Origin of the sequence: Corynebacterium sp. LK33 (genome assembly GCF_014334955.1) — a bacterium.
Lineage (GTDB): Bacteria > Actinomycetota > Actinomycetes > Mycobacteriales > Mycobacteriaceae > Corynebacterium > Corynebacterium jeikeium_D.
The window spans coordinates 58,100-83,494 of record NZ_PDGU01000025.1 but is presented as its reverse complement, the minus strand read 5'-3'; the positions used below and the strand labels follow the sequence as shown (position 1 = coordinate 83,494).

The window sequence follows — 25,395 nt, the reverse complement described above, 5'->3', positions numbered from 1 at the left end:
CTAATACGTAAATACATACGTAAAGACAGAAATAGCCTCCCCCATCTTTCACCCCTCAAACAATCATTCAGAGCGCTGAAAATGTTCACTCTCGCCCAAAATTAACACCACCACCCCCATTTCCTACCCCCTTTCCAAGAGTGCACAAATTCAGAAAACCCACCTCACCACCGTTACCCACATATTTTTATTACCTTTTTCCACAAACGCCTCCGCTGCCTCCCCACCAGCGCATACCTTATTGACACCAAGGACAAAGTGGCCACGCCCACACTCACTGTTAACCGACAACCGAGTGCGCATGGCCCTTAATAAAACCCCCGAACAGAAAAGAACTCCCACAATGAGAATCGGCATCCCTTTAGAACCCGATCCCCAGCAAACAATTGTGGCTGCGACCCCGGAGACCGTCGGCAAACTCGTCAAGCTTGGCTACGAGGTCGCCGTGCAGGCTGACGCCGGCCTGGCTGCTAAGTTCACCGACGCGGACTACGAATCCGCCGGTGCCACCATTGTCGACGAGTCTGTCTGGCACAGCGATATCGTCGTAACGCTCGACACTCCGCCGGAGCAGTTCCGTGCACTGCTTAACGACGGTGCCATGCTGATCAGCCGACTTGCGCCAGGCCGAAACGAAGAACTGGTCGAAGAGCTCGCGCAACGCAACATCACTGCCCTTGCTATGGATGCAGTTCCCCGCATTTCCAGGGCACAGTCGATGGATGTGCTGTCGTCGATGGCCAACATCGGCGGCTACCGCGCAGTAGTCGAAGCTGCTTCTGCATATGGTCGCCTCTTCACTGGTCAGGTGACTGCCGCAGGCAAGATGCCACCAGCTACCGTTTACGTCATCGGCGCTGGTGTCGGCGGACTTGCGGCGATCGGTACGGCCAACTCTATGGGCGCGGTTGTTAAGGCAACAGACCTGCGCCCTGAAGCCGGTGAACAGGTCGAATCGATGGGTGCAGAGTTCATCCCGATTCCGGCCGCCGCCGAGAAGTCCGAGGATGGCTACGCCAAGGAAATGACCAATGATCAGGCTGCCGCTGCCGCGAAGCTCTACTCCGAGCAGTCCGCGCAGGCTGACATTGTCATTACCACCGCGAATATCCCGGGCCGTCGCTCTCCACTGCTGCTGACTGCTGCCGATGTTGCAGCTATGAAACCAGGCAGCGTCATCGTCGACATGGCTGCCGCCGGTGGCGGCAACTGCGAGATGACCGTTCCAGGCAAGACCATTGTCACTGACAACGGTGTGACCATCATCGGTTACACCGACCTTGCAGGACGTCTGCCCGCGCAGGCATCGTCGCTGTACGGACAGAACATTTTCAACCTGTTCAAGCTGATTACGCCGGAAAAGGATGGCTCTCCGGTTCTCAATCTCGAGGATGAGATTATCCGTGGCATCACGGTAACAAAGGCTCGCCCACAGAATGGCGCCGGCGCTACCGGAGCTGAGATTCTCTGGCCACCACCGCCAATCAAGGTCGCTGTCACCCCTGCTGCCCCACTGCAGGAGCAGCAGGCCCACCAGGCCGCATTAGAAGAGAATGCGCCGGAGAAGGTTTCCTTCATGGGATCGGGCCTGGGCTCGAAGATTGCTCTGGGCCTGATGGCACTGCTGGCAATTGTGGTTATGCTCAGCGCACCGCACAGCGTGAGCGCCAACTTCATGGTTCTCACCTTGGCTATCGTGCTTGGCTTCTACGTAATCTCCGCGGTCACGCCGCGCCTACACACACCGCTGATGTCTGAGACCAACGCGATTTCCGGCATTGTTCTGGTGGGTGCGATTCTCCAGGTGGGAAGCTCCAACCTGCTGGTTTCCGGTCTCGCGTTCGCGGCCATCGTGGTTAGCTCCATCAATATCTTCGGCGGTTTCGCCGTCACCGACCGCATGCTTGGCATGTTTGTGAAAGAGGAGGCATAAAGTCTAATGGCTAGCATTGATACTGCTTCGCTTCTGGACTGGACCTACCGCCTGTCCAACGTCGGCTACATTGTCGCCGCTGTCCTGTTCCTCGCTGCCCTCTCGAGCCTGTCCAAGCCGGAGACCGCTCGCCGCGGTAACTCCTTCGGTATTGCTGGTATGGCTGTAGCCGTTGTCATTGCCATCTTCCAGGCACTCGTCACCGCAGACACCAAGCCGGATACTCACTTCTCGCCGCTGATTACCCTGATTCTCATCGCCGTCGCTATCGGCATCGGTGGTGTCATCGGTATCAGTCGCGCACGCCGCGTTGCCATGACTGGCATGCCGCAGCTGATTGCACTGTTCAATGGTCTGGTCGGACTCGGCGCTATCTTCATCGGCTTCAACTCCTACATCTTCGCGGAAGATGTCGCCCCCGATGCCCTGAAGTTCCACTTCGGTGAGGTCTACATTGGCGTCTTCATCGGCGCTGTGACCTTCACTGGCTCCATCGTCGCAGGCCTGAAGCTGTCTGAGAAGATCAAGGGCTCGCCGCTTCTGCTGCCGGGCCGCAACGCTCTGAACATTGCCATTCTGGTGGTCACTCTGGTTCTCCTGGCTGTCTTCATCGCAACCGGCACCGAGGGCGGCGCCATCGCATGGGCATGCATGGTTGCAGTGACTGCTTTGGGCCTGTTCTTGGGCTGGCACCTGGTCATCGCCATCGGTGGCGGCGACATGCCGGTTGTCGTGTCCATCATGAACTCGTACTCCGGCTGGGCCGCCGCTTTCACCGGTCTCATGCTTGGCAACCCGCTGCTCATCATCACTGGTGCGCTGGTTGGTTCCTCCGGCGCCTACCTGTCGTACATCATGTGTGAGGCCATGAACCGCTCCTTTGCCAACGTTATTCTGGGTGGCTTTGGCTCCGAGGCTTCGTCGGGAAGCGCCGTGGAAGGCTCCCACACCGAGGTCAGCCACGAGGACACCTCCGAGATTCTGCGTGACGCAGACAAGATCCTCATCGCTCCGGGCTACGGTATGGCTGTGGCACAGGCTCAGTACGCTGTTGCTGACCTAGTCCGTAACCTGCGTGAGGCCGGCAAGGAAGTGGTCTTCGGTATCCACCCAGTCGCTGGCCGCCTGCCGGGTCACATGAACGTGCTGCTGGCTGAAGCCAAGGTTCCCTACGACATCGTGCTGGAGCTGGACGAGGTCAACGATGACTTCGCTGATGTGGATGTCACCCTGGTCATCGGTGCAAATGACACCGTCAACCCGATGGCAGAGCAGCCGGGCTCCCCGATTGCGGGTATGCCGGTGCTGAAGGTGTGGGAATCTGAGCGCGTGATTGTTCTCAAGCGTTCGATGGGTTCGGGTTACTCGGGCGTGCAGAACCCGTTGTTCTTCAACGAAAACACCGACATGCTTATCGGCGATGCGAAGGCCAGCGTCGACTCTCTGAACCGCATCCTGGCGAGTTCGAAGGTCAACGCTTAAAACTTCAGGCAAGCAACGCCGTACAAATCGGAGCCTAGGCGATTAATTCCTAGGCTTCGCCACGGGCTGCATCACGAACCATCGTGATGTGCTCAATGCCGGCTTCTATGAAGGTCTCCCCGATCTCATGGAAGCCGGCTTTTGCGTACACAGCCTTCGCCTGCGTCTGGGCATGCAGAATCAGCCCCGTATCTGGGTGGTCAGCGATGACCTGCTGCAGCAGTTTCGAGGACAACCCCCTACCCCGGCTCGCGGCATCGACGACAACGCGGCCGATGGTGCGCGGGTAGCTCGTCGAGAACTCATCGAGCGTGTCAATTACACGCAAGTACGCAATAATCTTGCGGGAGTCATTGTCGTCGCGGATGAAATAGTGCTCTGCGGTATCTTCCAGGTCGCGCCAATCCATTTCCGGCTCTGTACAGGACTGCTCAAGATAGAACACATCGGTGCGCAGTGCCGAGATGGCATACACATCGGTCGCACTGAGTTGAGAAAAGGAGGCGTGTTCAATCATGGTGGCTGATTTTACTGCGAAGAACGGTGTGACGCTCATAGCTGGCAAACGTAGTGGCGCACCATCGCGCAGAATGAAGCCGCAGACCTATACCGCCCGCACCCGGCGGAATTGTACCTTCGCGCCGGGCACCAATTGCCCGGCCCTCGACAATGACGGCTCCGTCAACACACCAATGACCGGATATCCACCCGTCGCCGGATGATCAGGACCGAAAATAATCGGCTGCCCCGATGCGGGCACTTGTATCGCACCGGGGACCATTCCCTCGCTTGCCAACTCATGGGTGACCTGGCGCTCAAGAGTAGTCCCATTCAGCCGAAGTCCGACACGGTTGGCATCTTGCGTCACGGTCCATGTCTCGTGAAAGAAATCACTGACGCTTTCCCGCGTAAACCAGTCCGCCCGAGGGCCAGGAACAACATCTAAGCGCGCAGCCTCGCTCGACCAATGAGGCGCGGGATAAATTGCGATTGACGACCCCGTCGAATACTCCGGGTCGCCGACCTGCAAGACCTGACCGGCCTGCAAAGGCGCTGGGCCGAGCTTGCCGAGCGTATCGTATGACCGCGAGCCCAGCACTTCCGCGACATCGATGCCCCCTCGAATCGCGACGTATCCGCGAAGACCTGCATCGAAGGTACCAAGCCGCACAATTGCCTTCGCCCCGACCACAATTCGACTATTCATCGAGGTCTTGATGACCTTGCCATCCTGCTCGACAGTCACCTCACCGTGGGCTCCTGCAAAGGATATGATTGCTCCCTCCGCTACTTGGAACTCCAACCCGCCGACGACGCACTCAAGCACCGCCAGGCTTTCTTCGTTGACAACCATCCGGTTAGCAGCTGCCGCGGACTCGTGGTCGAACGCACCGGAAGTACTCACGCCCAGGCTGCCTTGCCCTGCACGGCCCAAATCCTGAATCGTCGTCAATATGCCAGGTCGAATAATCTCGATAGAATTCTTCATCTCTTCCGCCCCCTTTTTCTACGCCGCACTCACCGTAGAAGTCGCTTCAAATTGCACCTCAACCCCGGGCTCAAGCAGCGCCGGATTAGGCCGATTCAAGTCCCACATCTCCACATCTGTATGTCCCAAGAGCTGCCAGCCACCGGGCGAATCGATGGGATATACACCTGTGAATTGGCCCGCAAGTCCGACGGAGCCCTTGGGAACTCGAGTGCGCGGCGTCGTAAGGCGGGGAATATCAAGCGGCTCTGGCCACCCCTGACCGCTCCCGCGCACCATGTAATAAAAGCCCGGCGCGAATCCACCGAACGCGGCCGTCCAAGGGCGTTCGCAGTGCCAATCGATCAACGCTTGAGGGCTCATCCCAAGGCTTTGTGCCAAGGACTCAAGGTCCGCGCCGTCATAGTGAACGGGAATCGTCATTGTTTTTCGCTTGTCGACGGTCTGCCTCTGCGCATTGTTGCCCCGCAGCGCGGTTTCTACTGCGCCGAGGTAACGACGAGCCGGTCCGCGAAAGCGAAGAAGGAGCGTTTGGGCTGCAGGTACCCTGTCAACGAGTCCCTCAATCTCAGCCGCAGCAGAGTGTGCACGAAGTACCTTCGCCAACGGATTGGCCGATGATGAATAGTCGATAAGCAGCGCATTTGTTCCCATAGGGCGAATCTCGGCCATGGCGGTGCTGATCCTTTCTTTCTTGCGGGGTTGAAAAACTGCGGTTGATAAGACCGGTGTGCGAATCCGCGCTATACGGGGGCAGCGACGGTGACTCCGGCGTCGACGAGCCCTTGGCGAATCATACGGGAGAGTTCGACCGCACCAGGGGTGTCTCCGTGCAAACAAATAGAGTCAGCCTGCACGGTCAACGGTGAACCGTCGTAGGCGACGATTGGTTCCCCACTAGCCATTGCAATGACGCGTTTGACGACGGCATCGGGTTCTACAACTACCGAGCCCTCGAGTGCTCGGGACACCAGAGTTCCGTCGGAGTTGTATGCGCGGTCTGCAAAAGCTTCCCGAATCACAGGGAGGTCCGCGTCGAGGCTGAGACGTTCGATGACCGACCCCGGCTGCGCCATAATGGCAAGCCCATCTCCGCAGGTGGAGCGAGCGAGCAGGAGCGCCTCCACCACTGCAGCGGCCTGATTTTCATCCACTGCGATGCGGTTGTAGAGGGCACCGTGGGGCTTGACGTAGGAAACTTCGGTACCCACCGCCCGTGCACATGCCGAAAGGGCACCAATCTGGTAGACGGTTTCGGCTCGCAATTCTCGATGTGAGTAATCCATGCGTCGTCGTCCGAATCCGGCGAGATCGCGGTAGGCGACGTGCGCGCCGATGCGAATTCCGCGCACGGCAGCTGCCTCACAGGTCTCCATCATGACGCTAGCGTCACCCGCGTGATACCCGCAGGCAATATTGGCACTGGTCACAATGTTCAGCAGAGCGATATCATCACCCATCTTCCACGAGCCGAACGCTTCCCCAAGGTCAGAGTTGAGATCGATAGTGGCGCCCATAAACGTCACCGCTCCTTCCAAGTAATAATGCTGGTCTTTGTACCGTTGTTATGTTGGTTCTCATCTGAGCTGTGCGAGAAACCGGGGGATTAGCCGAGCATTTCAAACACACCGCCGAATGAGCGCCACGCCAAGAACCAGGCGACTGCGACACCCAAGATTCCGATAGCCGCCAACCACTTCGGGTACTTGTAACCATTCATGAGATCCGCACGGAACAGCGCGATGTAAATCAGCACACTAACGCCAATTGGAAGAACCAAACCATTGAAGGCTCCGGCGAAAACCAACAGCGTCGCTGGAGCCGTACCGATGACACCGAAGAGCAGCGTGGAGATTGCAATTAGGACAATGGTGATCGTGTTTTGAGTCTTGGCTCCAGCACCCGAGGAACGAGTCAGAAATGTTGCTGAGGTGTAGCTGGCACCCACAATCGACGAGATTCCCGCAGCCCACAGGACAACGCCAAAGAAGCGCATACCCCAATCTCCTGCCGCAGCTTGGAATGCCTCTGCAGCGGGGTTTCCATCCGTATTGAGGACCACGCCACCCGCAACCACTCCCAAGACAGCTAGGAAAAGGAGGAAACGCATGATGGCTGTGACGATGATGCTCGTAACAGATGAGCGAGTGGTCTGTGCGAGGTTCTCTACACCGCCGGCGCCAGCATCAAGCATGCGGTGAGCGCCAGCGTAAGTAATGTAACCGCCAACAGTGCCACCGACGAGCGTGATGATTGCCAACAAATCAATCGTGTCGGGCATGACCGTGTTCTTCAGTGCTTCCCCTACTGGCGGGTTAGAACTGAACGCCACAATTCCAGTGACCAGAATCATCACGACACCGAGCACAACGAGTGCCTTGTCCAGCGCCATACCCGCCCGCCGGGAGAGGAAGAAGCCAATGGCGAGGATTGCAGTAACAATGCCGCCAATCTTTGCGTCCACGCCCAACATCGCGTTCGCACCAAGTCCAGCACCGCCGACGTTGCCAATATTGAAGACCACACCACCGATGACAATGAGAATTGACATTAACCAGCCCAGCCCCGGAAGCACGGCGTTGCCGAGCTCCTGCGCGCGGCGTCCAGAGACAGCAATCACTCGCCACACGTTGAGCTGAATCGCGATATCAAGAAGCACCGAGATCACAATGGCAAAGGCGAAAGCCGCACCAAGCTTGGCCGTAAAGGTTGCGGTCTGGGTGAGGAAGCCCGGCCCGATAGCACTGGTCGCCATCAGGAATACGGCGCCGAGGAGTGCCGTTCGCCGCGCCTTATGGGCAGATGTTGAAGCGTCCATAGCGTAAGGCCTTTCCCTACAAGTCTGACGATTCCCACGTTGAAGGATTCCTACGTTGAAGATCGCCTGCACAGAGATTGTTGAACAATGTCTCGTATGTTAATTGGTGATGGCCGCCACACAAAAGTGCTTTAGTAGTCTGTATTACATGACTACCCCCGGAAACATCCTCGACGATCAGACCCGCACGTCCTCTGGGGAAAAACAACAAGACGTTTCAGTAGCGGATGTCACCGCAACTGTCCTGCGCCGAGAGATTCTCGCCGGAAAGCACTACAGTGGCGAGCAGCTCCGTGAAACCCAACTTGCTGCGCGACTGCAGGTCAGTCGCAACACCATCCGACAGGTCTACCGCAAGCTGGAATCTGAGGGGCTACTTACTCACATCCCTCATCACGGCGTGTTTATCGCTTCCTTCGACAAACAACGCATCCGCGAACTGTATGCCTTTCGCCATGTCGTCGAATGCGGAACACTGCGATCGCTAAGCAAGAGCCAGGCAAAGCTCCTCGGCGAAGAGATTCTTTCTATTTGTGGTTCACAGTCATCATTGAACCTTCCCGAACGGAATAATGCCTTTCACCTCGCCATCGTCAGAGCTTCCGGGTCCCCCGACCTGTTAGCCACCGCCGAATCAATTCAGGCCCAACTCCGTCTTTGCTTCCTCTCCTACCCCCAAAGCATCGAACTCCATGCCCGATACGCCGATCGCCACATCAGTATCGCCAAAGTTCTCATCGAGGACACCCCAAACCACGCCGCCGACCTCCTCAGCGCCTACCTCAATGAGTCGTTCAGTGCCGTCACCGCTGCCCTCCCGCTTGCCGACCGTTGATAATTAGCTGCTAGGACTACAGTGATGGACATGGCAGCAAATTCAGGCAACGCATACGCAATGACCATTCCGGAGTTCGGCCCCGCTGACATTTTCACCAGGACACTTATCGATCATGCTCAGCCCGGTCCCGGCGAAATCCTGGTCAAAACCACAGCCATCGGCGCGAATCCGCTGGATTACAAGATGCGCGATGGCTCTTCCGGTCTGTGCGCAAAGTTCACCCCTCCCGCCGTCCTCGGACGCGAAGCCGCGGGTGAAGTCGTTGCCGTCGGCGAAGGTGTGGACAACTTCGTCCCCGGCGACCGAGTCTTCGGCATGCGCGGCTTAGACGACTTCCGCGGCACCTACGCAACGCACAACGTCTTCCCCGCCGACGGTGTGGTTCGAACACCCGATTCGCTTGACGACGTTACCGCTGCGGGCCTTGCCCTAGTGGGAATCACGGCGACCGTGGCTGTCGATCAGCTAGCAAAGGTGAAAGGCGGTGACACTGTACTCATTCATGGTGCCGGTGGTGGCGTGGGCCAGCTGATGACGCAGCTGGCGGTTGCCCGTGGCGCAACTGTGTTGGCGAGTGCGTCTTCACGCCATCATGAAAAACTTGTGGGCTTTGGCGCGCAGCATATTGATTACACAGCGGAAGATGTATTCGAGGTTGTGCGACAGCAGTTCCCCGAGGGCGTAGATGTTGTGCTCGATGGCGTGTACTTCGACACTTTCCTCCCCTCGCTGGATGTGTTGGCATCGGATGGTCGGATTGTGGCGCTGCCTTCACTGGCCGACCTGGCACCGGCGAGGGAACGTGGCATTGAGGCACACATTCCGGCTATTTCGAATGACACGACTATTTATGCCGACCTGGCCGACCGCGTGGTTGCCGGTGAGATTTCACTTCCTATCGGACTGACTAAGAATCTCACCGAGGTCGCGGAAGTCCACCGAGTATTGGAAGACGGGCACGCTGACGGCAAGATTGTGATGACCGTCGAGTAAACCAGGTGCGTTACTACAGCTCGCGACGAGCGTTCTGATACGTCTTCGTCAGCGAGCACCACAGCGCGTCGGCATCAGAGATGGCTTCCACCAGCTCCCGGTTGGTCATAGTTTCGCGCTGCTCGCGCAGTCGGTTGTTTAGCTTCCGAGCACGAGAGAGCTCACCGCGTAGCTCGATGAGCTCCGGCGTAGCCTCACCGGAGGCAAATACATCCTTGTAGATGGTGCCGACGCCCATTGTGGTGTTCACGTTGTCCCAGGCAGTAAGGATTGCGGTGAGCTGGTACTCGGTGTCCATGGCAATCTGCTGCAGCTCCGCGTGATTACGCTCGGCGAGCTCGTGCGCCTCAGCACTGCGGCGCACGCCGGCCCAAGCCTGGTATGCGATGAGGATTGCAAGCACCAAACCCGCCACTGGCAATGCATATTGCAGAATCCACAGCGTGACACCGAAGAGCTGAATAATCAGGCCGAAGAAGAAAAATACGACAATGACCGTCACGCACCCGTTGTCGGAGCCTGAACGTTTACTCACCGCGGCGTCACCTCCGCCGCAGCATTCAAAATCGCATCGGCCCCCAGGTGGCTGGCGTAGCCAAGTCCGATGGCTGCTGCCAGAAGGAGTATTGCCAGCAGCGTATAGACGATTGCCTCTTTGACGGTGCTAGTGACCGCAATGCGCTGCTCTTCGTAGTCAACCAGAGCCCGCATGTCTTTGGTCGAGGCATTCAAGCGACGTTCGAGGTCAACCATGTGTTCCTGCTGCTCGGCGCGTGAGATAGCGATGGCATTCAATGGCACATCAACGCTCTCAACACTGGCATATGCCTGCCGACGAGCACTCTTCACGCTGTCGAACGACACTGACGGTGCGGGTGGCACTTTCGTCGGCCCAGTGAGATTCCGCGACACCTTATAGTAAGAGCGCGCTGCGGCTCTCGTCAGTTGGTTGTTGGAGTCGCCTTGATTGCCCATAGTGCCGAGTCTGCCACATGAATTTTCTTTGGCTCGTTATCGCCCACCTCATCGATGATGGCGAAGACATGCATACCTGCATATGGTGCGGCTTCGGCTCGGAGCACGGTCCCCGGGCCTACCCCTGATGTAGCCAAATAGCGCAGCAATTCAGGATCGGAGTCGTTAATACGATCGACTACCACCATCGCGCCAGCTTCGATATCCGTCAGGTCAGTGCGCACTGCGCTGGCGATGGTACCGCTGGCGCTGGGAATTGGATCGCCATGCGGATCGCGCTCAGGGAATCCCAGCATTGCATCAATGCGACTAATGAAATCATCCGAGACCGCATGCTCAAGCTTTTCAGCTTCCTCGTGAACCTCATCCCAGGTGTATCCCAGAGTCGAGACCAAGAAGCTTTCAATAAGCCGGTGGCGACGCACCATGATCAGCGCAATATCCCGCCCACGGTCCGACAGGCTAATGCCCCGGTACGGCTCGTGGTTGACAAGTCCACGTGCAGCTAGCTTCTTCACAGCTTCGCTGGCGGTGGGCTTCTTTTCACCCATCCGCTCAGCGACGTCGCCTAGTGCCACTTTTTCACCGGTGCGCTCGTGCAAATCCCAAATGACCTTGAGGTAGTCCTGGGTCTTTGCTGGTAAATCCTCCACGTGCATTCTTTAAACTCTAGCGTTATTGCGTGTTGCCGCAATCTTGAGGGGGACATAGAAACAACCGGCGCACACGCCAATACAGCCACCAACTGACAAGTTCGCCGCCACCGCAATGAATAGCCCCACCAGGCCAATCGCGATACCCATCAATGGTGCTAACACGAATAGCAAACGGGTATCGTTCACTACCCCAACCAGCGCAGCTGCCGGGGCAGCCAACAGCGCGATGGATAAAATCGTGCCGACAGCCGGAATCAGCGCCACCAGAGTCAACACAATCAGCCCGCTGATGACCAACTGTGCTCTTCTCCTCGAATGCGCGACCCCGAAAGACTCCGGATCGAATGTGAAGTAAATCAGCTGGCGCCACCGAGCCACCAGCACCAACGCCACCAGCAGCAAGAGCCCACCCGACAGCGCAATATCAATCTTGTTCACGTTGAGTACGCTGCCGACCAGGAAACTCTCAACCTTCACCGGCAACGGGGCGAACCACTTGTTCAGAAAGTAGCCCAGCGCGAACCCGAATGTCAGCACAATTCCCGCCGCCGAGGACGTCGTCCCCACCTTCGACAGACCGAACAGGGCCCCAATCGGAATGCACATCAGAAATGCCCCGATAAAGAGGAACACCGAAATCCACGAGTGGCTCAGGCCGAGCGCTGCCGCAATAACAACGCCCACCACCGCACCGGGAAAAGTCGCATGTGTAATCGCTTCTGCGAAGAACACTTGTTTGCCCAGCACCGCGAGTACCCCCACCACGCCGGCCAATGCGCCGACCAATATCAGCTCGATGATTGGCAAAATCAGGATGCTAGACACGGTCGCCTCCCATCACGCCGCGCAGTCCCAGTGCCACGAAATACAGTCCCACCGAGGTCAGCGCGACGACTGCCTGAGGCGACACCGGCCCCAAAGGCACCAGTGCCAAACCAACGATTCCGCTGAGACAGCCCACTGCAATCGCAATCGGCACCATCACATGCACTCGGCGAGTCAGCAGTCTCGCCGCCGCTCCCGGCACGACCAGATATCCGACTACCAGCAACACTCCCACTGCGCTTGCCGACGACACCACCACCGCAGCAATCGCCGCGTTAATGGTGAGGTCGATGCCCCACACATTGACGCCTGCGGCTTTGGCACCGAAGCGATCAAAGGCAACAAACACCTGCTGGCGCCAGGTCACTGCGATAAGAACCAAGGCGATGGCACAGACAATTAGGGCGCTGGTGAGACGGGAGTCGGTGACTTCCAGCAGTCGCCCGAACATGAGCGCTTCCAGCTGTCCTGACTGATCACCTTTCTTCAGCGAGAGGATCACGCCAATGGAAAAGAAGCTGGTCAGTACGACTGCCACTCCGGCTTCCGACATGTGCGAGCGCGATACCAAGGTCAGTGCTACTGCCACTACCACCGCAAATGCCGCGGCCACCGGGATAATCATGTCGATGCCGCCGAATACGGCACCGGCCACAATTCCGGGAAAAATCGAATGCACCATGGCCTCGGCATTGAACTCGAGACCACGAAGGTTCACGATGACACCGACCAGGCCAGAGACCGCCCCGAGGGCAATCAGCAGCACTAGTGGCCTGAACATGAAAGGCGCGATCCCAAGCGCATTCGCAAGCTCAGTCCACATAGGCTGGCACCAACTTCGAGGTCGCACCAAAAGCCGGCTGTTCTGCCACGATTAATGTGTTTTCGCAGGTCTCTTCAGCAAGCACGAGATCATGAGTGGCCGCAATGATCGCCGTGCCATTTTCCTTCAGTTCGTTGAGGAGATTCAGCAGCATGGCCCGATTTTCAGTGTCGAGGCCGTTGAACGGCTCGTCGAGAAGCACAAGTTGCGGACGTGCGACGATGGCGCGCGCCAACAGGACGCGTTGCTGCTGACCACCGGAGAGGTTGCCGAAACGATCAACGGTGCGGTCGGCAAGTCCGACTTTGGCTAGCGCTGCGTGGATGCGTTCTTTGCGGTGTCCAAGCGGTTGGAAGGGGCGCAGTTCGCGCAGAACTCCCATGGCGACGACATCGAAAGCCGTGACCGGAAAAGTGCGATCGAGGTCTGCCGACTGCGGGACGTAGGACACGATCTTCGCGTTATTGTGCATCTCACCAGCGAGGAGACGAGTCCCGCCCAAGATTCCGCGCAGCACGGTCGTTTTTCCAGAGCCATTGGCGCCGATGAGTGCAAGCCCGGTGCCCGGCGCGACGCTGGCGGTGATGTGGCTGACGATGGGTACCGCCGTGTAGCCGAATGAGGCATCGCGGAGCGTGACTATGGGATCGGCAGACATGGGGTTGGCTAAGTGGTTGAGGCTCACTTGATGCCCTCTGGCAGGGGTGCGACGGTTCCGTCCCATGCCGTCACGACCTGAGTGACGTTGTGGATGATTGAACCAATGTAGGTCTCGCCGTCACTTCCGGCCGGACCTAGCGAGTCGCCGTAGAGTGCGTCCTCACCAACGATGGCCTTGACACCCGCGGCCTTGGCAATCGCCTCAATTGACTTCGAGTTGTTCGAGTTTTCCGCAAACAGCGCGGTTGCACCCGAGTCCTTCACGGTCTTTGCCGCCTCGGCGATATGCGCGGCCGTGGCATCCTGCTGCTCGTTGAAATCAGACAGCGCTGCGCCGATGAAGTTGATATTGAACTCGTGGGAGAAGTATCCAAAGGCGTCGTGGCTGGTAAACAGTACAGGGTCCGACACAGTGGCGATGGACTTATTTGCCCACTCATCCAGCTGATCCAGCTTCTCCTGGTAGACCGCAACGTGGTCGGCGATGGTGGACTTCAGCTCATTGTCACCACGTTCCTCGGCGACCTTTTCCAGGGCGTAGCCGATGTTGGCAACCTGAATCTTGGCGTTCTTAGGCGAGGTCCATACGTGCGGATCGAAGCGAAATTCCGCCTCCTCACCGGGCTCTTCCGGCGGGAATGGCCATGGGGAGACATCAATCTTTTCCACACCTCGGTCAATGGTGTAGTTACCATTCTTCGCCTTCTCTGGCGGCAGTGGCTTGGTTTTGTCCATATCCTTGGCCGCCTTCATGGCATCTACGTCACCTGCAGTGAGAACGCCACTGGTCACTGCCATCGTTCCGGAAAAGCCCGAGGACTCAATCGCCTGGTCCAGGAAGTGCTCCAGATCGACTCCGTTGACGAACAAGAGATCCGCGTTACCAGTCTTGCTCAGCTGCTCATGGGTCATTTCCAACTCATGAGCCGTTGCATTCGGCGCCAACAGGCAGGTCAGATCCACTTCATCGATGTCCAGCTGCTTCACGTAATCACAAATCTGCGTCGTGGAAGCCACGACGTTGATTGGGTTCTCGCCACTGGCTCCCTCACTGCTATCGCCACACGCTGCAAGGCCAGCGCCGGCTAGCAAAATCGAAAGACCCGCACACATAAACTTGGCTGATCGCGAAAGTTTTCCGGAAATTGTCATGTTGGTATCCGCTCTTGATCGTTTTGTTCCTGCTTTACGACGGCTACGCTGACCGGCCGCTTCAGTAAATCGGGTCACCTTAGGGGCGGTTGGGGCGCACTTCGCCGTTCATCTATCACATGTGAGAGTAAACCTAACGACAGCGATTTTCAACCTATTGAACTTAAGTGTTTTCGGTATGACATTTTTTAAGGATAAACATTGAACAAACCCTATCCGCAGGCCGTCACGCCACAGCGCCAACCTTCACGCCACAACATCAGCCATGATGGAGACATGGAAGCGAAGATTTATCACAACCCCCGCTGCTCAAAGTCCCGCCAGGCTCTCGCCGTATTACGCGAAGCCGGAATCGAGCCGGAAATCATCAAGTACCTAGACACTCCTCCAGCCAAGGCCGAGCTGCGCTCGCTAATCGAGGCGGCAGGCCTGAACGTCATCGATGCCGTGCGCACCAAGGAAGCGGAGTTCAAGGAGCTGGGACTCTCCAAGGACTCCAGCGACGAGGAACTTCTGGACGCAATGGTTGCGCACCCACGCCTGATTGAGCGCCCGTTTGTCGTCACCAATAAGGGGGTAAGGATGGCGCGCCCCACCGAGGCTATTAACGACATTCTCTAGCCAATGACATGTGTTAATCGCCTTTACATCAACCCCCTCCAAAGACCTCCACGACCGGGAGGTTAACAACCCATTAACAGGGACTGAAGTCACTGTAAACTCACCGCTGAAACGATAAAGCTCTCCGCCTGTCGCCCTAGCCACCCGCACAGGTTGCGCTAGAGGCAACGGCGGCCTTCAGCGAAAGGACTCTCATTATGAGCAGTCAGAGGCTCGGCTGGCTCAGCGCCCCCGGCCCAGCAGCTCCCCTTCCCGAGGAAAAGATCGCCCCGACCTACCGGACCTGGCGGTTCAACGTCTTCATGGGCATCTTCATCGGCTACGCGGGCTTCTACCTCATCAGAAATAACATCCCCCTGGTGTCCGCTGTGCTGGAAAAGCACGACCTACTTGGCGCAGCCGGAATTGGCATCGTAGCCAATGCGGTTCTCTTCTCCTACGGCCTATCCAAGTTCTTCATGGCCATGCTCTCCGACAGGGCCAATGCCAGGTACTTCCTCCCGCTTGGCCTAGCGCTGTCCGCAATCGTAAACCTCTTTGTTGCGTTCGTCCCAGCGATTAGTGCCTCTGTTGCGATTTTCGCGACAGTCATGTTCATCAATGGCTGGTTCCAAGGCATGGGCTGGCCTCCTTCTGGACGCGTTGTCGTCCACTGGTTCTCGACATCCGAGCGCGGCACTTTGATGTCGATCTGGAACACTGCCCACAATGTCGGTGCCGCCGTCGGTGGTGCTCTGGCAGCCTGGGGCTTGCATTCGTTCGCCACTTCCGATGCCGACTGGACTCCCGCATTCTGGCTACCGGCGATTGTCGCGCTCGTGATTGCTGCCATCGCATTCCTGCTGATTCGAGACAACCCCCAATCCATCGGACTGCCTCCGGTAGAGGAATACCGTAACGACCCAGACAAGGTCGAAGGAACTAATGACGAGGCACAAGAACCCTGGTTCACAATCGTCAAGAACCATGTTCTTACCAATCCGGTTATCGTCATGTTGGCGCTGGCCAATGTGTTCGTCTACGCACTTCGTTACGGCGTTCTCAACTGGATTCCGATTTACCTGACAAACGAATTGCACAAGACCAACGTCACGGGCGGAATCATCGGATTCATGCTCTACGAGGGCGCAGCAATTGTGGGCACCCTGCTGTGCGGATGGGTCTCCGACAAGGTCTTCAAGGGTTGGCGCTCAGGCGCCGGCATGCTCTTCCTGATCGGCACCGGCATCACCATTTTCGCATACTGGCAGCTACCCGCTACGGCACCATTGTGGATGTTCTATGTGCTCATCTCCCTGATCGGCGCACTCATTTACGGCCCAATCATGCTCATCGGACTGCAGGCCATCGACCTCTCGCCTAAGTATGTTGCGGGAACCGCAGCTGGTTTCACTGGATTGTTCGGATACCTTCTCGGCGCAACACTCGCCTCCACTGGTGTCGGACTCTTGATCGACTTCGCAGGCTGGAATGTAACATTCGCAACCCTCATTGGAGTTGTCGCTATTGCGTTTGTCCTTATGATTTTCGTCGGCAAGTACGAGCGCGAAGTCATGCACAAGGCAGATGAAGCCCGCACCAAGACAGCTCAATAGCCACTCAATAGCCTTCAGTCACGGTGCTGCTAGTCGAATCCCGGATTCGCTCCGTGAGTCCAAAACGGTCGCAACGTCGCCAAGTCATCGGTACACTCTATGCCGCAAACGAAAAAACGCGAATAGACATTAAAAATGGAAGGAGTCTTCACCATGGGACTTATGGACAAGGCCAAGGAAGCACTGAGCAACGAAGAGAACACCGACAAGGTTCTGGACAAGGCTGAGCAGCTGGGCAAGGACAAGCTCGGCGAGGACAAGGCCGACCAGATCAAGAAGGTTCGCGACATGGCAGACGAGCGCCTGGGCGACAAGAAGTAAGCTACAGAGCTTCTTCACCCCGCATTAGCACCCTGTTTTCACAAGGGAGCTGGTGCGGGGTTTTGCTGTTCTTAGGAGACCCCACAGACCCACTGACGCGCCTTTATTGACAATTATTTTCAAATTGTCCATCATTAACCAAGTGAAAACTATTGTCGATAGAGCTTCTCTTCCGCGCACTCGAAAACAAAAACTTCGAGCCAGGCTCTTCGGCTTTCTATTTTTCCTGGCCGTCCCCGCCACAATCCTCCTGGCGATCTCCATCGGCCCCGCGGGAACAGGTTTCAGCAACGGCATCGTCGCGCTGCTCACCCCGCTTATCAATACGCTTTCCGACGACCTCCCGGCTCTCAACCACCTTCTGCCAGAGATATCCCCCGCCACGCAATCACTTGTCTGGAGCATCCGACTGCCTCGTGTCCTCCTTGCGGGACTGGTCGGCGCCTCGCTCGCTGTCGCAGGTGCGACCATGCAGGCAGTCTTTCGCAATCCGCTGGCCGAACCCGGTGTTACCGGCGTCTCCTCCGGTGCAGCAGTGGTAGCAGTCATTCTCATCGTCACTGGCGTGGCCGCGAAAGCGCCGTGGGTTCTTTCGGCTGGCGCATTCATAGGCGCGTTGCTGGCTGTCATATTTGTCCAGATCGTCGCCGGTCTCAATGGCGGCAGTGGAGCCACCCTGTTGCTCGTCGGTATTGCACTCAACGCGTTCCTCGGCGCAGTCATCTCCGCCACCATCGCGAACGCGCCACACAGCGATGACGCTCAACAGGCCATGTTCTGGCTCAACGGCGATTTAACTGCTTCGAATTGGCAGGACATTGCACTGGCAGTCGGCCCCATTACCGTCGGCACGGTTATCTTGATGATGCTCATTCCCGAACTCAACCTGTTCCTCCTCGGCGAAGAACAGGCCGCTGCCACTGGTATGCGCACAGTGTGGATCCGGCAACTGCTGCTCGCCCTGGCTGCGTTAGTCACGGCAGCGGGCGTCGCTGTCACTGGCGTTATTTCCTTTGTCGGATTGGTCGTCCCGCACCTGATTCGCCTTGCCATCGGCCCCGATCACCGCAGCCTGCTGCCCATTTCTATGTGCCTCGGCGCAGTGTTTCTCATTCTCGCCGATCTCGTCGCCCGCAGTCTCTTTTCCCCAGTTGCACTGCAAACTGGCACAGTCACAGCGTTCCTTGGTGCACCTGCGCTACTCGCGTTGATTCTTCGGCAAGGTGGCCGCCAGTCATGAGCAAACAGACACAAAACCTCAGCGACCACGTCACTAAGCCAGACGCCGACAGCACCGCGCTGCTGCGGGCTACCAACCTCAGCGTCGGTTACCGCAATCGGACCGTCGTAAGTGGCGTGAACCTCGCTATTCGACCTGGCGAAGTCCACGGCATCATCGGCTCCAACGGCACCGGAAAATCCTCCTTGCTCCGTGCAATGGCGGGAATTGTGACACCGAGTTCAGGGCAGGTTGAGCTCCTCGGCGCGCCGCTGACGAAGCTTCGAGCCCACGAACGCGCCACCCGGTTGGGGTACCTGCCCCAGCACACACCGGCCGATGCCGCTATTGACGTTCGAACGGTCGTGGCACTCGGCAGGTACGCGCACCACCGTCGGCGGGACCGTTTCCGCAGTTCACTAAACTCCACGGACCACGACATCGTCGCCTACGCTCTCGACCGCGTTGGTGTCGCAGCACTGGCCGACCGCCCGATTACGGCTCTGTCCGGCGGGCAGCGGCAATTGGTGTTCATCGCAAAACTATTGGCACAACAGGCCAAGGTCATGCTTTTCGACGAACCCACTGCGGCCTTGGACATCGGGTTTCAGCTGGAAATCCTCGAGCTGCTCGGCGAGCTTGCCGACGAGGGCCACGGAATCGGAGTCGTCCTTCATGACCTCAACCTCGCGGCCCGCAGCTGCCACCGGCTCAGTGTGATTCACAATGGCGGGTTGGAAGTCACTGGTTCCGCCGAAGAAGTGCTGACGCCTCCCCGAATAGATGCGATTTATCGCATCTCCAGTGCTGTCGATACCGATCCACATACCGGTTCGGTGCGAGTGACGGCGTTGGCGCGAGCTCGACCGGCTGACTGATTGCGGCTGACTGCTTCAGACTGTCTGAATCCAGCTGGTACCAACGCAACCGAAAACTCCCCAACAATCACAACTCAACACTCAAGGAAGTACTTTCGTGTTTTCACCAACTTCTCCTATCTCTGCCTTGAAGCGAAACTCTAAAAAGGCCGTCACTCTGCCGTTGATTGCAGCACTCCCGCTCGCTGCGGTGGTCGCTTGTTCTTCCTCGGAGGAGACGGCGCAGCAGCCGTCATCAAGCGAGACTGCGACAAGCCAGCAGGCACAGTGGCCGCGTACTGCGACCGTCGGCGACCACGACGTTACGGTGCAGAGTCAGCCGAAGCGCATCGTTGCGCTGTCGACCGAGGTTGCGGATCTGGCGCTGGAACTGGTTGGGCCAGAGCGTGTCGTAGCCGTGACGAAGAATGCGCTCGATGAGAGCTCGGGTAATCAGGTTGAGCTGGCGCGCCAGGTGCCCAACGCGATTGCCAACTCCACGAAGCCGGATCCGGAGCAGATTCTGTCCTATGAGCCGGACATGGTGTTGATGACCAGCCGCCATGATCAGGAGCAGTCGGCAAGTGAGCTGCTGGGCGCCAGCGATGTCCCGACCGCGGCGTTTGCCAGCAGTGATTTCGCCTCGCCGAAGGCGCTGGCAGAGTCGGTGACCAAACTCGGCAAGTTGCTCGGAGCCGAAGACAAGGCGGCCGAAATGGTTGCCAAGATTGAATCGGAAACCGAAGAGATTCTCTCGGAAATTGATTCCACAACTAAGCCAAAGACGCTGGTCCTGTTTGCCCGCGGTGGTCAGAAGATGATTATGGGAATGCAGTCGGCGACGACGAATCTCGTTGAGTTGGCTGGCGGCGAGCCGATTTCGCCAAAGGGCAAGCGCCCGGGTGCCGTTCCCGCTGATCCGGAAACAATTGTGCAGCTGAATCCGGATGTCATTTTGATTCAGGATTTCCACGGCCAGGGTAAGGCTCCATTCCAGGAGTTGCTGGATAATCCGGCGCTTGCCGACGTCACTGCGGTCAAGAATGATCGAGTGCAAATGATTGATGCGAAGACGACCTCTGGCACCGCCGGAATGCACATGCCCGATGGACTGCGTGAGATCGCTGACGCGCTGGCTAAATAGAAAATAGGTTTTCACGTCGCTATGTGGATTCATGAAGCACTGACTTCCCCACCCCGCCGAATGCACTGGGTTTTGTTATCCAGCTGGGGGCGCAGCTTTTTCTTCGCTCTCAGTGCCGTGTCTCTTGGACACGCGCTCGATGCTCTCAGCAATTTGTACGGCGGTGTCGCAGACACCAGTGGCGGCGACTGGTTTGGGCAGTGGGGACTTCATGAATCCCTGGTCGCTGCCATTGTGGCGGTCATTCTGGGAAGCCTCTGTGCTTTCGTCACCGAGGCATTGCCACCACGGCTTGCTGGCGAGCAGGAAAAGCTGTGGCGCTCACACGTGGTTGGCAGTGTACTGAAGCCGGAGTTTTCTGCTCCTGAACCAGCCCCGAAACACGCGCATGGCAGAGGGCACCGTGGCGGGAAAGCTGGTCACGCACACCGAAGCTCATCCAACACTGGCGAGGGCCTACTCTTCGATGCCGCGACCACAAGCGTCGAACAGACCGCGAATTACCGAGCGACATTTCTCGCTCCCACGTTGGCCTCGTTTAGTGCTCCACTGATCATTTTGGCGGTCTGGGCTTTGTGGGTGGATACGAAAACCGCCTTGTGGCTGGCACTATTTTTCATTTCCACACCGTTAATCATTATTGGTGCTGGAAAGATTCTGCGGAAATCCAATGCGACGTATCGCCGAAAGCAAGCCAAGGCCACGCATGCGTATTTGGAAATGCTCGAAGGGCTGGGCACATTCAAAGTTCTTGGAGCAGTTGACCGGGTCATGGCGCGTTTTGCCAGCCAAACTCGCACTGCGATGGCTGAGCTCACCGCCCTGCTCGCCCGCAATCAGCTGATGATTATTGTCAACGACGCGGTTTTTGGCATTGCAATGTCGACGACCGCAATCGGTCTTGTCTTGCTGCGTCTGCAGGCAGATGCGATCAGCGTTGGTACAGCTCTCGCAGGCGTTTTCCTATCCGTTCTGCTCTACGAACCTGTCAATCGCGTCGGCCGCACTTTCTACATCGGACTCGGCGGGCGCACGCATCGAAATGGAATTGTGGAGATATTCGGTGAGCCTCGAGCTGAAGCGCCCACAGCCGCAACAACGCATTCCACCAAGGCCATCGCGCCACACGCACCGGAGATTTCCCTCCGCGATGTGAGCGTTGACATCGGCGAAAAGCGTATTCTCTCCGATATCAACCTGACCATTCCAGCCGGCAGCAGGGTCGGCATCGTTGGCCCCAGCGGTTCCGGAAAGAGCACACTCCTGCGTGTACTCGCAGGTCTGCAGCCGCATTCCGGGGAAGTCTGCCTCGACGGCCACGCGCTTTCAACCCCGGAGTTGCTCGCCAACTCGCTGCTCATCTCCCAGCAACCAGCCATCTTCGGCACCACCGTCGCGGACAATCTTCGCATCGCATGCCCGGACGCAACGGCCGTCGATATGCGAAAAGCACTTCGCGACGTGCACTTACTCACCGAAATCGAGCAGCGCCCTGGTGGTCTCGATTCAGAGGTCGGGGATCAGGGCAATTGGCTCTCAGGCGGGCAACGACGCCGCCTGGTCATTGCGCGTGGTCTGCTCGGCGCCGCTCCGATTGTGCTTCTCGACGAGCCGACAGCGGACATCGATCGTCGGACGGAAGGTCTCATCAAGGAGTCCTTGACCCGCCTTGCTGAAGGACGAACGAGCATCATGGTCGCTCACCGCATGGAAGCGCTATCGGACGTTGATCTGGTCATTGTCGTCGCCGAAGGCCGGATCGTGGCTGCGGGCAAACCCGACCAACTGAGCACAAGCAATGAGTATTACGCACGAGCGCTGACCGAGGAGAGCTGACATGAACAACATCATCTGGTTGCTGCGCTTTTCCGCACAGGCTCGCGGAGCGCTCAGTGCATCTATCCTCGCACGCGTGGCTGGGCACATTCTGGGTGCATTGATGCTGGCTGTGCCCGCCTGGGCAATTGCCACAATTGCGCTGTCGAAGTGGGACGCAACCGACTCGTCGCAAAGCTTGAGCATGCAGTGGACGTGGGCGGTCATTGGCGTGATTGCAGGCCTGGCGCTGTTGAAAGCGATTCTGCGGTATGTCGAGCAGTACCTCGGGCATCTGGCGGCGTTTCGGCTGCTCGGCGAGCTGCGGTTGTGGATCGTCGAGCGTCTTATCCCGCAGGCACCCGCGGTAACCGATGGGCTGGGTACCGCCAGAATCCACACGATTGCGATTCGTGATGTTGACCGTGTGGAAGTCTTCTTCGCGCACACAATTGCGCCCGCGGTGACGGCCGTACTGATTCCGCTGATGGCGGTCGTGACAGCGGCATTGACTGCCGGAGCCCTGCCTGCGATTGCTCTGACACTGACCTTCGCGGTTGGCTTTGTGATTGCACTCGCGGGCTCTAAGAAGGCGACGACGGAGGCTTCCGCAACGAACTCCACACGCACGGACATTGCGCAGTACATTGCCGATACGCTACGACTTCGGGAGGAAATCCTCATCTACGGCGCAGCCGAGCAGCGGCTGCGGGGATTGCGTGAGCTCGATGAACAGCTTGCTCAGAAAATGCGTACAGGCGGCAAGCGGGCGGGCCTCCGTTCTGGTGCAACGGGACTTCGGATTTGGGGTGGCAGCATTGCCGTCTTTTGTGCTGGTATCCCGGCGCTTTCAGCCGACTACCGTATGCTCCCTGCTGTTTTGGTGACGACGTCCCTGGTGGCGGGAACTGCTTCATCAATGGATTCGATCGAGCGCCTAGCATCTTCTCTGCCAGCAGGACTCAATGCAGTCACTCGGATCAGGGAGCTGGCCGCGCAGCCGCCGACTGTGGAAGAACCGAAGACACCAGATGCGGAGACGTCCCTGTCCGAATCCACCAGCTCAGTCCCTGCCCTCGAACTGCGCGATGTCAGCTACCGCTACCCTGGCGCTGATCACCCCGCGCTGAGCGATATCAGTCTGCGCATTGCCACAGGGCAGTTCATCGGTGTGGTCGGACCAACCGGCTCGGGAAAGTCCACACTCTCCCGGTTAATCCAACGGCATGTCGATCCGGATGCGGGAGAGGTCATCATCAATGGCCACAATGCCCGTGACCTCGGCTCAACCAATGTCTGCCGAGCTGTTGTTGTCGCAGATCAGAATCCCTTTCTCATGGAGGCCACCGTCGCTGAGAATCTATGTCTCGGCGCGCCTGATGGCTGCGAGGTTCCCGAATCACTGATGCACTGGGCGCTCGAACTCGCCGCCATCAACCCTGCTGAGATGCCGCTGGACAGGCCCATTGGCCGCCGCGCGCAGCGGCTCAGCGGTGGTCAGCGTCAACGTCTGGCGCTGGCCCGCACCTACTTACGCGCGGTACTAGCCGACGGCACTAAGCCCAATGACCTCGCTGCACACCTCGCCGGAAAGATTGCTATTTTCGACGAAGCCACCAGCCACCAGGATCCACTGACGCAGGCTCGTATCGTGGACAATGCCCGCGCATGTGGAGCGACCTGCATCTTTATTGCGCACCGACTTCAGACACTGGCCGAGGCCGATGACATCCTGGTCATCGAAAACGGCCAGCTCATCGAACGCGGCACGTATGACAACCTCCTAAACGCAGACGGCGCATTTGCTCGACTTGCGCGCGCCGAGGTCTAGGCTCCTTCTAGCTCTCCGCGCAGGTCTTCCGCAGCACTCGGATACTCGCCTAATGATCCTCGACGAGCTCGCGGAGCCGCGCGAAGATGGCCGCGCCGTCGTGGCGAATACCGTCATGCTGGAACGCATTGGTCACATGTGGTCGCAGGTCGCGGTAGCAGTTGGCTGTCTCCATGGAGTACTCGAACGGCACGAAAATATCGTCGAGGTAAACCGCGGCTGCCGAGGTTGGGGCGTCGGCAAGCAAGCGCGCGGAATCATACGGCGAGCTTTCCCAGGTGTGCTGCGCCAATGCTTCCGCCTTTTCCTTAAAAGGAAGGAGCGCGGGGTCTTCGTCGAATTGCCAGGGGAAAACGTGCTCACCGGTGAGGTAGAACGACTCGTCTCCTGCAGGATTGGCCTTTTCTTCAAAACCTGGAATTTCCTCGCGAATACGGTGCGCTGCCCAATTAGTTGTGGGCTGCTCGCCGACACCACCATAAATGGATTCGTGAATCGCGGCGTATAGCGGACCGTCGGCGAAACTCACGCGGAATCCTACATCGGCCAGAAAATCGGTGCGCAATTGCTTTTCGCCATTGCGAATGTGGAATGGCTCTTCCAACAAATACGCCAGATTGTGGAATCCATCTCCGCGGCCCAATTCAATTCCGATGGTGCGGAATCGGCGAGAACTCAGTCGCTCACCGGTAGGGAGAGTTTCTGCAGATTGCTCCAGGTGCGCGCAGATTTCTCGAATTCGGTTTTCGGCCCACGGATACTCGCGATAAAAACGCTCGTGTCGGGTGCGCAGCTTCGCATATGTCGTGCGATAAAGGTCGTCAGCACCACGGTCCAGAACAGGTAAACCACCTGTGAGGTAGGCGTGCTCCACGGATTCCGGATACCAACTGAGATACGAAGTAATACAAAACCCGCCAAAGGACTGGCCATACAGTGACCATTTGGCAATGCCCAAATGCTTTCGCAATGCTTCCGCGTCTTCGACGATGTATTCCTGACGCAATTGGGCAAGCCGCTCGGCCGGAACATCTGCAATATTGGTCGCATCAATTCGATGCGAGCGCCCAGTGCCGCGCTGATCCAGCAGGATGACGCGGAATTCCTTCAGCGCCTCACCGATTACTCCGCTGGCACCTACCGGACGCGGTGCCGGAAATCCCGGGCCGCCCTGCAAATAGACAATTGCCGGCGCATCCTCATTTCCTGGCGCATAGATTTCCCTGGCGAAAAGCTCAAATGTCGCGGCATTCGCAGCTTCGGTAAAAGGATCCCAGGGCACCTCAACGGTGTGTTCCTTAATAATGTGCCCAAAATGCCTGCTTGCAGTACTCGTCGATGCCATGTC

General features: G+C 57.9%; 25 protein-coding genes. 12 read left to right on the top strand and 13 right to left on the bottom strand.

From position 1 onward, the window contains the following. Positions 1 to 343 precede the first annotated feature (343 nt). Together CRD20_RS08810 and CRD20_RS08805 are read left to right on the top strand one after the other, a co-directional pair. Positions 344 to 1,933, top strand: coding sequence for a Re/Si-specific NAD(P)(+) transhydrogenase subunit alpha (locus CRD20_RS08810; RefSeq protein ID WP_101687675.1), 1,590 nt, complete (start codon positions 344 to 346; stop codon positions 1,931 to 1,933). A gap of 6 nt (positions 1,934 to 1,939) precedes the next feature. After that, on the top strand, positions 1,940 to 3,415 hold the full coding sequence (locus CRD20_RS08805) for an NAD(P)(+) transhydrogenase (Re/Si-specific) subunit beta (RefSeq protein ID WP_048734918.1): 1,476 nt from the start codon (positions 1,940 to 1,942) through the stop codon (positions 3,413 to 3,415). A gap of 49 nt (positions 3,416 to 3,464) precedes the next feature. Here the strand turns inward: CRD20_RS08805 and CRD20_RS08800 are convergent, their stop codons facing one another. From CRD20_RS08800 to CRD20_RS08780, 5 genes are all read right to left on the bottom strand, one after another. Next, positions 3,465 to 3,932, bottom strand: coding sequence for a GNAT family N-acetyltransferase (locus tag CRD20_RS08800; RefSeq protein ID WP_049193633.1), 468 nt, complete (start codon positions 3,930 to 3,932; stop codon positions 3,465 to 3,467). 87 nt (positions 3,933 to 4,019) lie between these two features. Beyond that, positions 4,020 to 4,904, bottom strand: a complete 885-nt coding sequence (locus tag CRD20_RS08795) for a biotin-dependent carboxyltransferase family protein (RefSeq protein ID WP_187400424.1) — start codon at positions 4,902 to 4,904, stop codon at positions 4,020 to 4,022. A gap of 18 nt (positions 4,905 to 4,922) precedes the next feature. Then, the gene (locus CRD20_RS08790) at positions 4,923 to 5,576 is read right to left on the bottom strand and encodes an allophanate hydrolase subunit 1 (protein WP_187400423.1); all 654 of its coding nucleotides are present in this window, start codon (positions 5,574 to 5,576) and stop codon (positions 4,923 to 4,925) included. A 71-nt stretch (positions 5,577 to 5,647) separates the two neighbouring features. Beyond that, complete coding sequence (locus tag CRD20_RS08785; RefSeq protein WP_187400422.1) at positions 5,648 to 6,421, bottom strand: LamB/YcsF family protein; 774 nt, start codon at positions 6,419 to 6,421, stop codon at positions 5,648 to 5,650. Between the two features lie 89 nt (positions 6,422 to 6,510). After that, the gene (locus CRD20_RS08780; protein WP_070862844.1) at positions 6,511 to 7,722 is read right to left on the bottom strand and encodes an NRAMP family divalent metal transporter; all 1,212 of its coding nucleotides are present in this window, start codon (positions 7,720 to 7,722) and stop codon (positions 6,511 to 6,513) included. A gap of 148 nt (positions 7,723 to 7,870) precedes the next feature. On the opposite strand from CRD20_RS08780, the gene CRD20_RS08775 reads away from it, so the two are divergent. Further along, positions 7,871 to 8,557 carry a GntR family transcriptional regulator gene (locus tag CRD20_RS08775; RefSeq protein WP_070549497.1) on the top strand — a complete coding sequence of 229 codons (687 nt, stop codon included), beginning with the start codon at positions 7,871 to 7,873 and terminating at the stop codon, positions 8,555 to 8,557. Positions 8,558 to 8,587: 30 nt separating this feature from the next. Further along, on the top strand, positions 8,588 to 9,553 hold the full coding sequence (locus CRD20_RS08770; RefSeq protein WP_246819678.1) for an NADP-dependent oxidoreductase: 966 nt from the start codon (positions 8,588 to 8,590) through the stop codon (positions 9,551 to 9,553). Positions 9,554 to 9,566: 13 nt separating this feature from the next. Here CRD20_RS08770 and CRD20_RS08765 read toward each other — a convergent pair whose 3' ends face one another. The 7 genes from CRD20_RS08765 to CRD20_RS08735 form a co-directional block, all read right to left on the bottom strand. Then, on the bottom strand, positions 9,567 to 10,088 hold the full coding sequence (locus CRD20_RS08765; RefSeq protein WP_070643751.1) for a hypothetical protein: 522 nt from the start codon (positions 10,086 to 10,088) through the stop codon (positions 9,567 to 9,569). Further along, positions 10,085 to 10,402, bottom strand: a complete 318-nt coding sequence (locus CRD20_RS08760) for a hypothetical protein (RefSeq protein ID WP_126107947.1) — start codon at positions 10,400 to 10,402, stop codon at positions 10,085 to 10,087. Before CRD20_RS08760 ends, CRD20_RS08765 begins: the two co-directional genes overlap by 4 nt. Before the next feature lie 92 nt (positions 10,403 to 10,494). Next, positions 10,495 to 11,187: a metal-dependent transcriptional regulator gene (locus CRD20_RS08755; RefSeq protein WP_049172669.1), complete on the bottom strand. Its 693-nt coding sequence runs from the start codon at positions 11,185 to 11,187 to the stop codon at positions 10,495 to 10,497. 3 nt (positions 11,188 to 11,190) lie between these two features. Further along, positions 11,191 to 12,009, bottom strand: coding sequence for a metal ABC transporter permease (locus CRD20_RS08750; protein ID WP_070549459.1), 819 nt, complete (start codon positions 12,007 to 12,009; stop codon positions 11,191 to 11,193). Continuing rightward, positions 12,002 to 12,832, bottom strand: a complete 831-nt coding sequence (locus CRD20_RS08745; RefSeq protein WP_070549457.1) for a metal ABC transporter permease — start codon at positions 12,830 to 12,832, stop codon at positions 12,002 to 12,004. Before CRD20_RS08745 ends, CRD20_RS08750 begins: the two co-directional genes overlap by 8 nt. Then, positions 12,822 to 13,490, bottom strand: coding sequence for a metal ABC transporter ATP-binding protein (locus tag CRD20_RS08740; RefSeq protein ID WP_070827869.1), 669 nt, complete (start codon positions 13,488 to 13,490; stop codon positions 12,822 to 12,824). Before CRD20_RS08740 ends, CRD20_RS08745 begins: the two co-directional genes overlap by 11 nt. Before the next feature lie 23 nt (positions 13,491 to 13,513). Continuing rightward, entirely contained in the window at positions 13,514 to 14,605 is a 1,092-nt protein-coding gene (locus CRD20_RS08735; protein WP_255468800.1) for a metal ABC transporter substrate-binding protein, read from the bottom strand. A 315-nt stretch (positions 14,606 to 14,920) separates the two neighbouring features. On the opposite strand from CRD20_RS08735, the gene arsC reads away from it, so the two are divergent. From arsC to CRD20_RS08695, 8 genes are all read left to right on the top strand, one after another. Further along, positions 14,921 to 15,265: an arsenate reductase (glutaredoxin) gene (gene arsC, locus CRD20_RS08730; RefSeq protein WP_187405275.1), complete on the top strand. Its 345-nt coding sequence runs from the start codon at positions 14,921 to 14,923 to the stop codon at positions 15,263 to 15,265. A 197-nt stretch (positions 15,266 to 15,462) separates the two neighbouring features. Beyond that, a complete protein-coding gene (locus CRD20_RS08725; RefSeq protein WP_187405264.1) occupies positions 15,463 to 16,860 on the top strand; it encodes an MFS transporter in 1,398 nt (465 codons plus the stop codon). 153 nt (positions 16,861 to 17,013) lie between these two features. Beyond that, complete coding sequence (locus CRD20_RS08720; RefSeq protein ID WP_016422348.1) at positions 17,014 to 17,181, top strand: antitoxin; 168 nt, start codon at positions 17,014 to 17,016, stop codon at positions 17,179 to 17,181. A 142-nt stretch (positions 17,182 to 17,323) separates the two neighbouring features. Beyond that, positions 17,324 to 18,421 carry an iron ABC transporter permease gene (locus CRD20_RS08715; protein ID WP_224433635.1) on the top strand — a complete coding sequence of 366 codons (1,098 nt, stop codon included), beginning with the start codon at positions 17,324 to 17,326 and terminating at the stop codon, positions 18,419 to 18,421. Beyond that, a complete protein-coding gene (locus CRD20_RS08710; protein WP_187405263.1) occupies positions 18,418 to 19,278 on the top strand; it encodes an ABC transporter ATP-binding protein in 861 nt (286 codons plus the stop codon). The genes CRD20_RS08715 and CRD20_RS08710 overlap by 4 nt, the downstream gene beginning before the upstream one ends. Before the next feature lie 97 nt (positions 19,279 to 19,375). Then, complete coding sequence (locus CRD20_RS08705) at positions 19,376 to 20,401, top strand: ABC transporter substrate-binding protein (protein ID WP_187405262.1); 1,026 nt, start codon at positions 19,376 to 19,378, stop codon at positions 20,399 to 20,401. 117 nt (positions 20,402 to 20,518) lie between these two features. Continuing rightward, positions 20,519 to 22,237 (top strand): ATP-binding cassette domain-containing protein, encoded by a 1,719-nt coding sequence (locus CRD20_RS08700; RefSeq protein WP_370546166.1) that lies wholly within the window; start codon positions 20,519 to 20,521, stop codon positions 22,235 to 22,237. Position 22,238: 1 nt separating this feature from the next. After that, positions 22,239 to 24,047: an amino acid ABC transporter ATP-binding/permease protein gene (locus tag CRD20_RS08695; RefSeq protein WP_187405260.1), complete on the top strand. Its 1,809-nt coding sequence runs from the start codon at positions 22,239 to 22,241 to the stop codon at positions 24,045 to 24,047. 49 nt (positions 24,048 to 24,096) lie between these two features. On the opposite strand, the gene CRD20_RS08690 is transcribed toward CRD20_RS08695, so the two are convergent. Beyond that, positions 24,097 to 25,392, bottom strand: coding sequence for an alpha/beta fold hydrolase (locus tag CRD20_RS08690; protein WP_187405259.1), 1,296 nt, complete (start codon positions 25,390 to 25,392; stop codon positions 24,097 to 24,099). Positions 25,393 to 25,395: the final 3 nt, after the last annotated feature.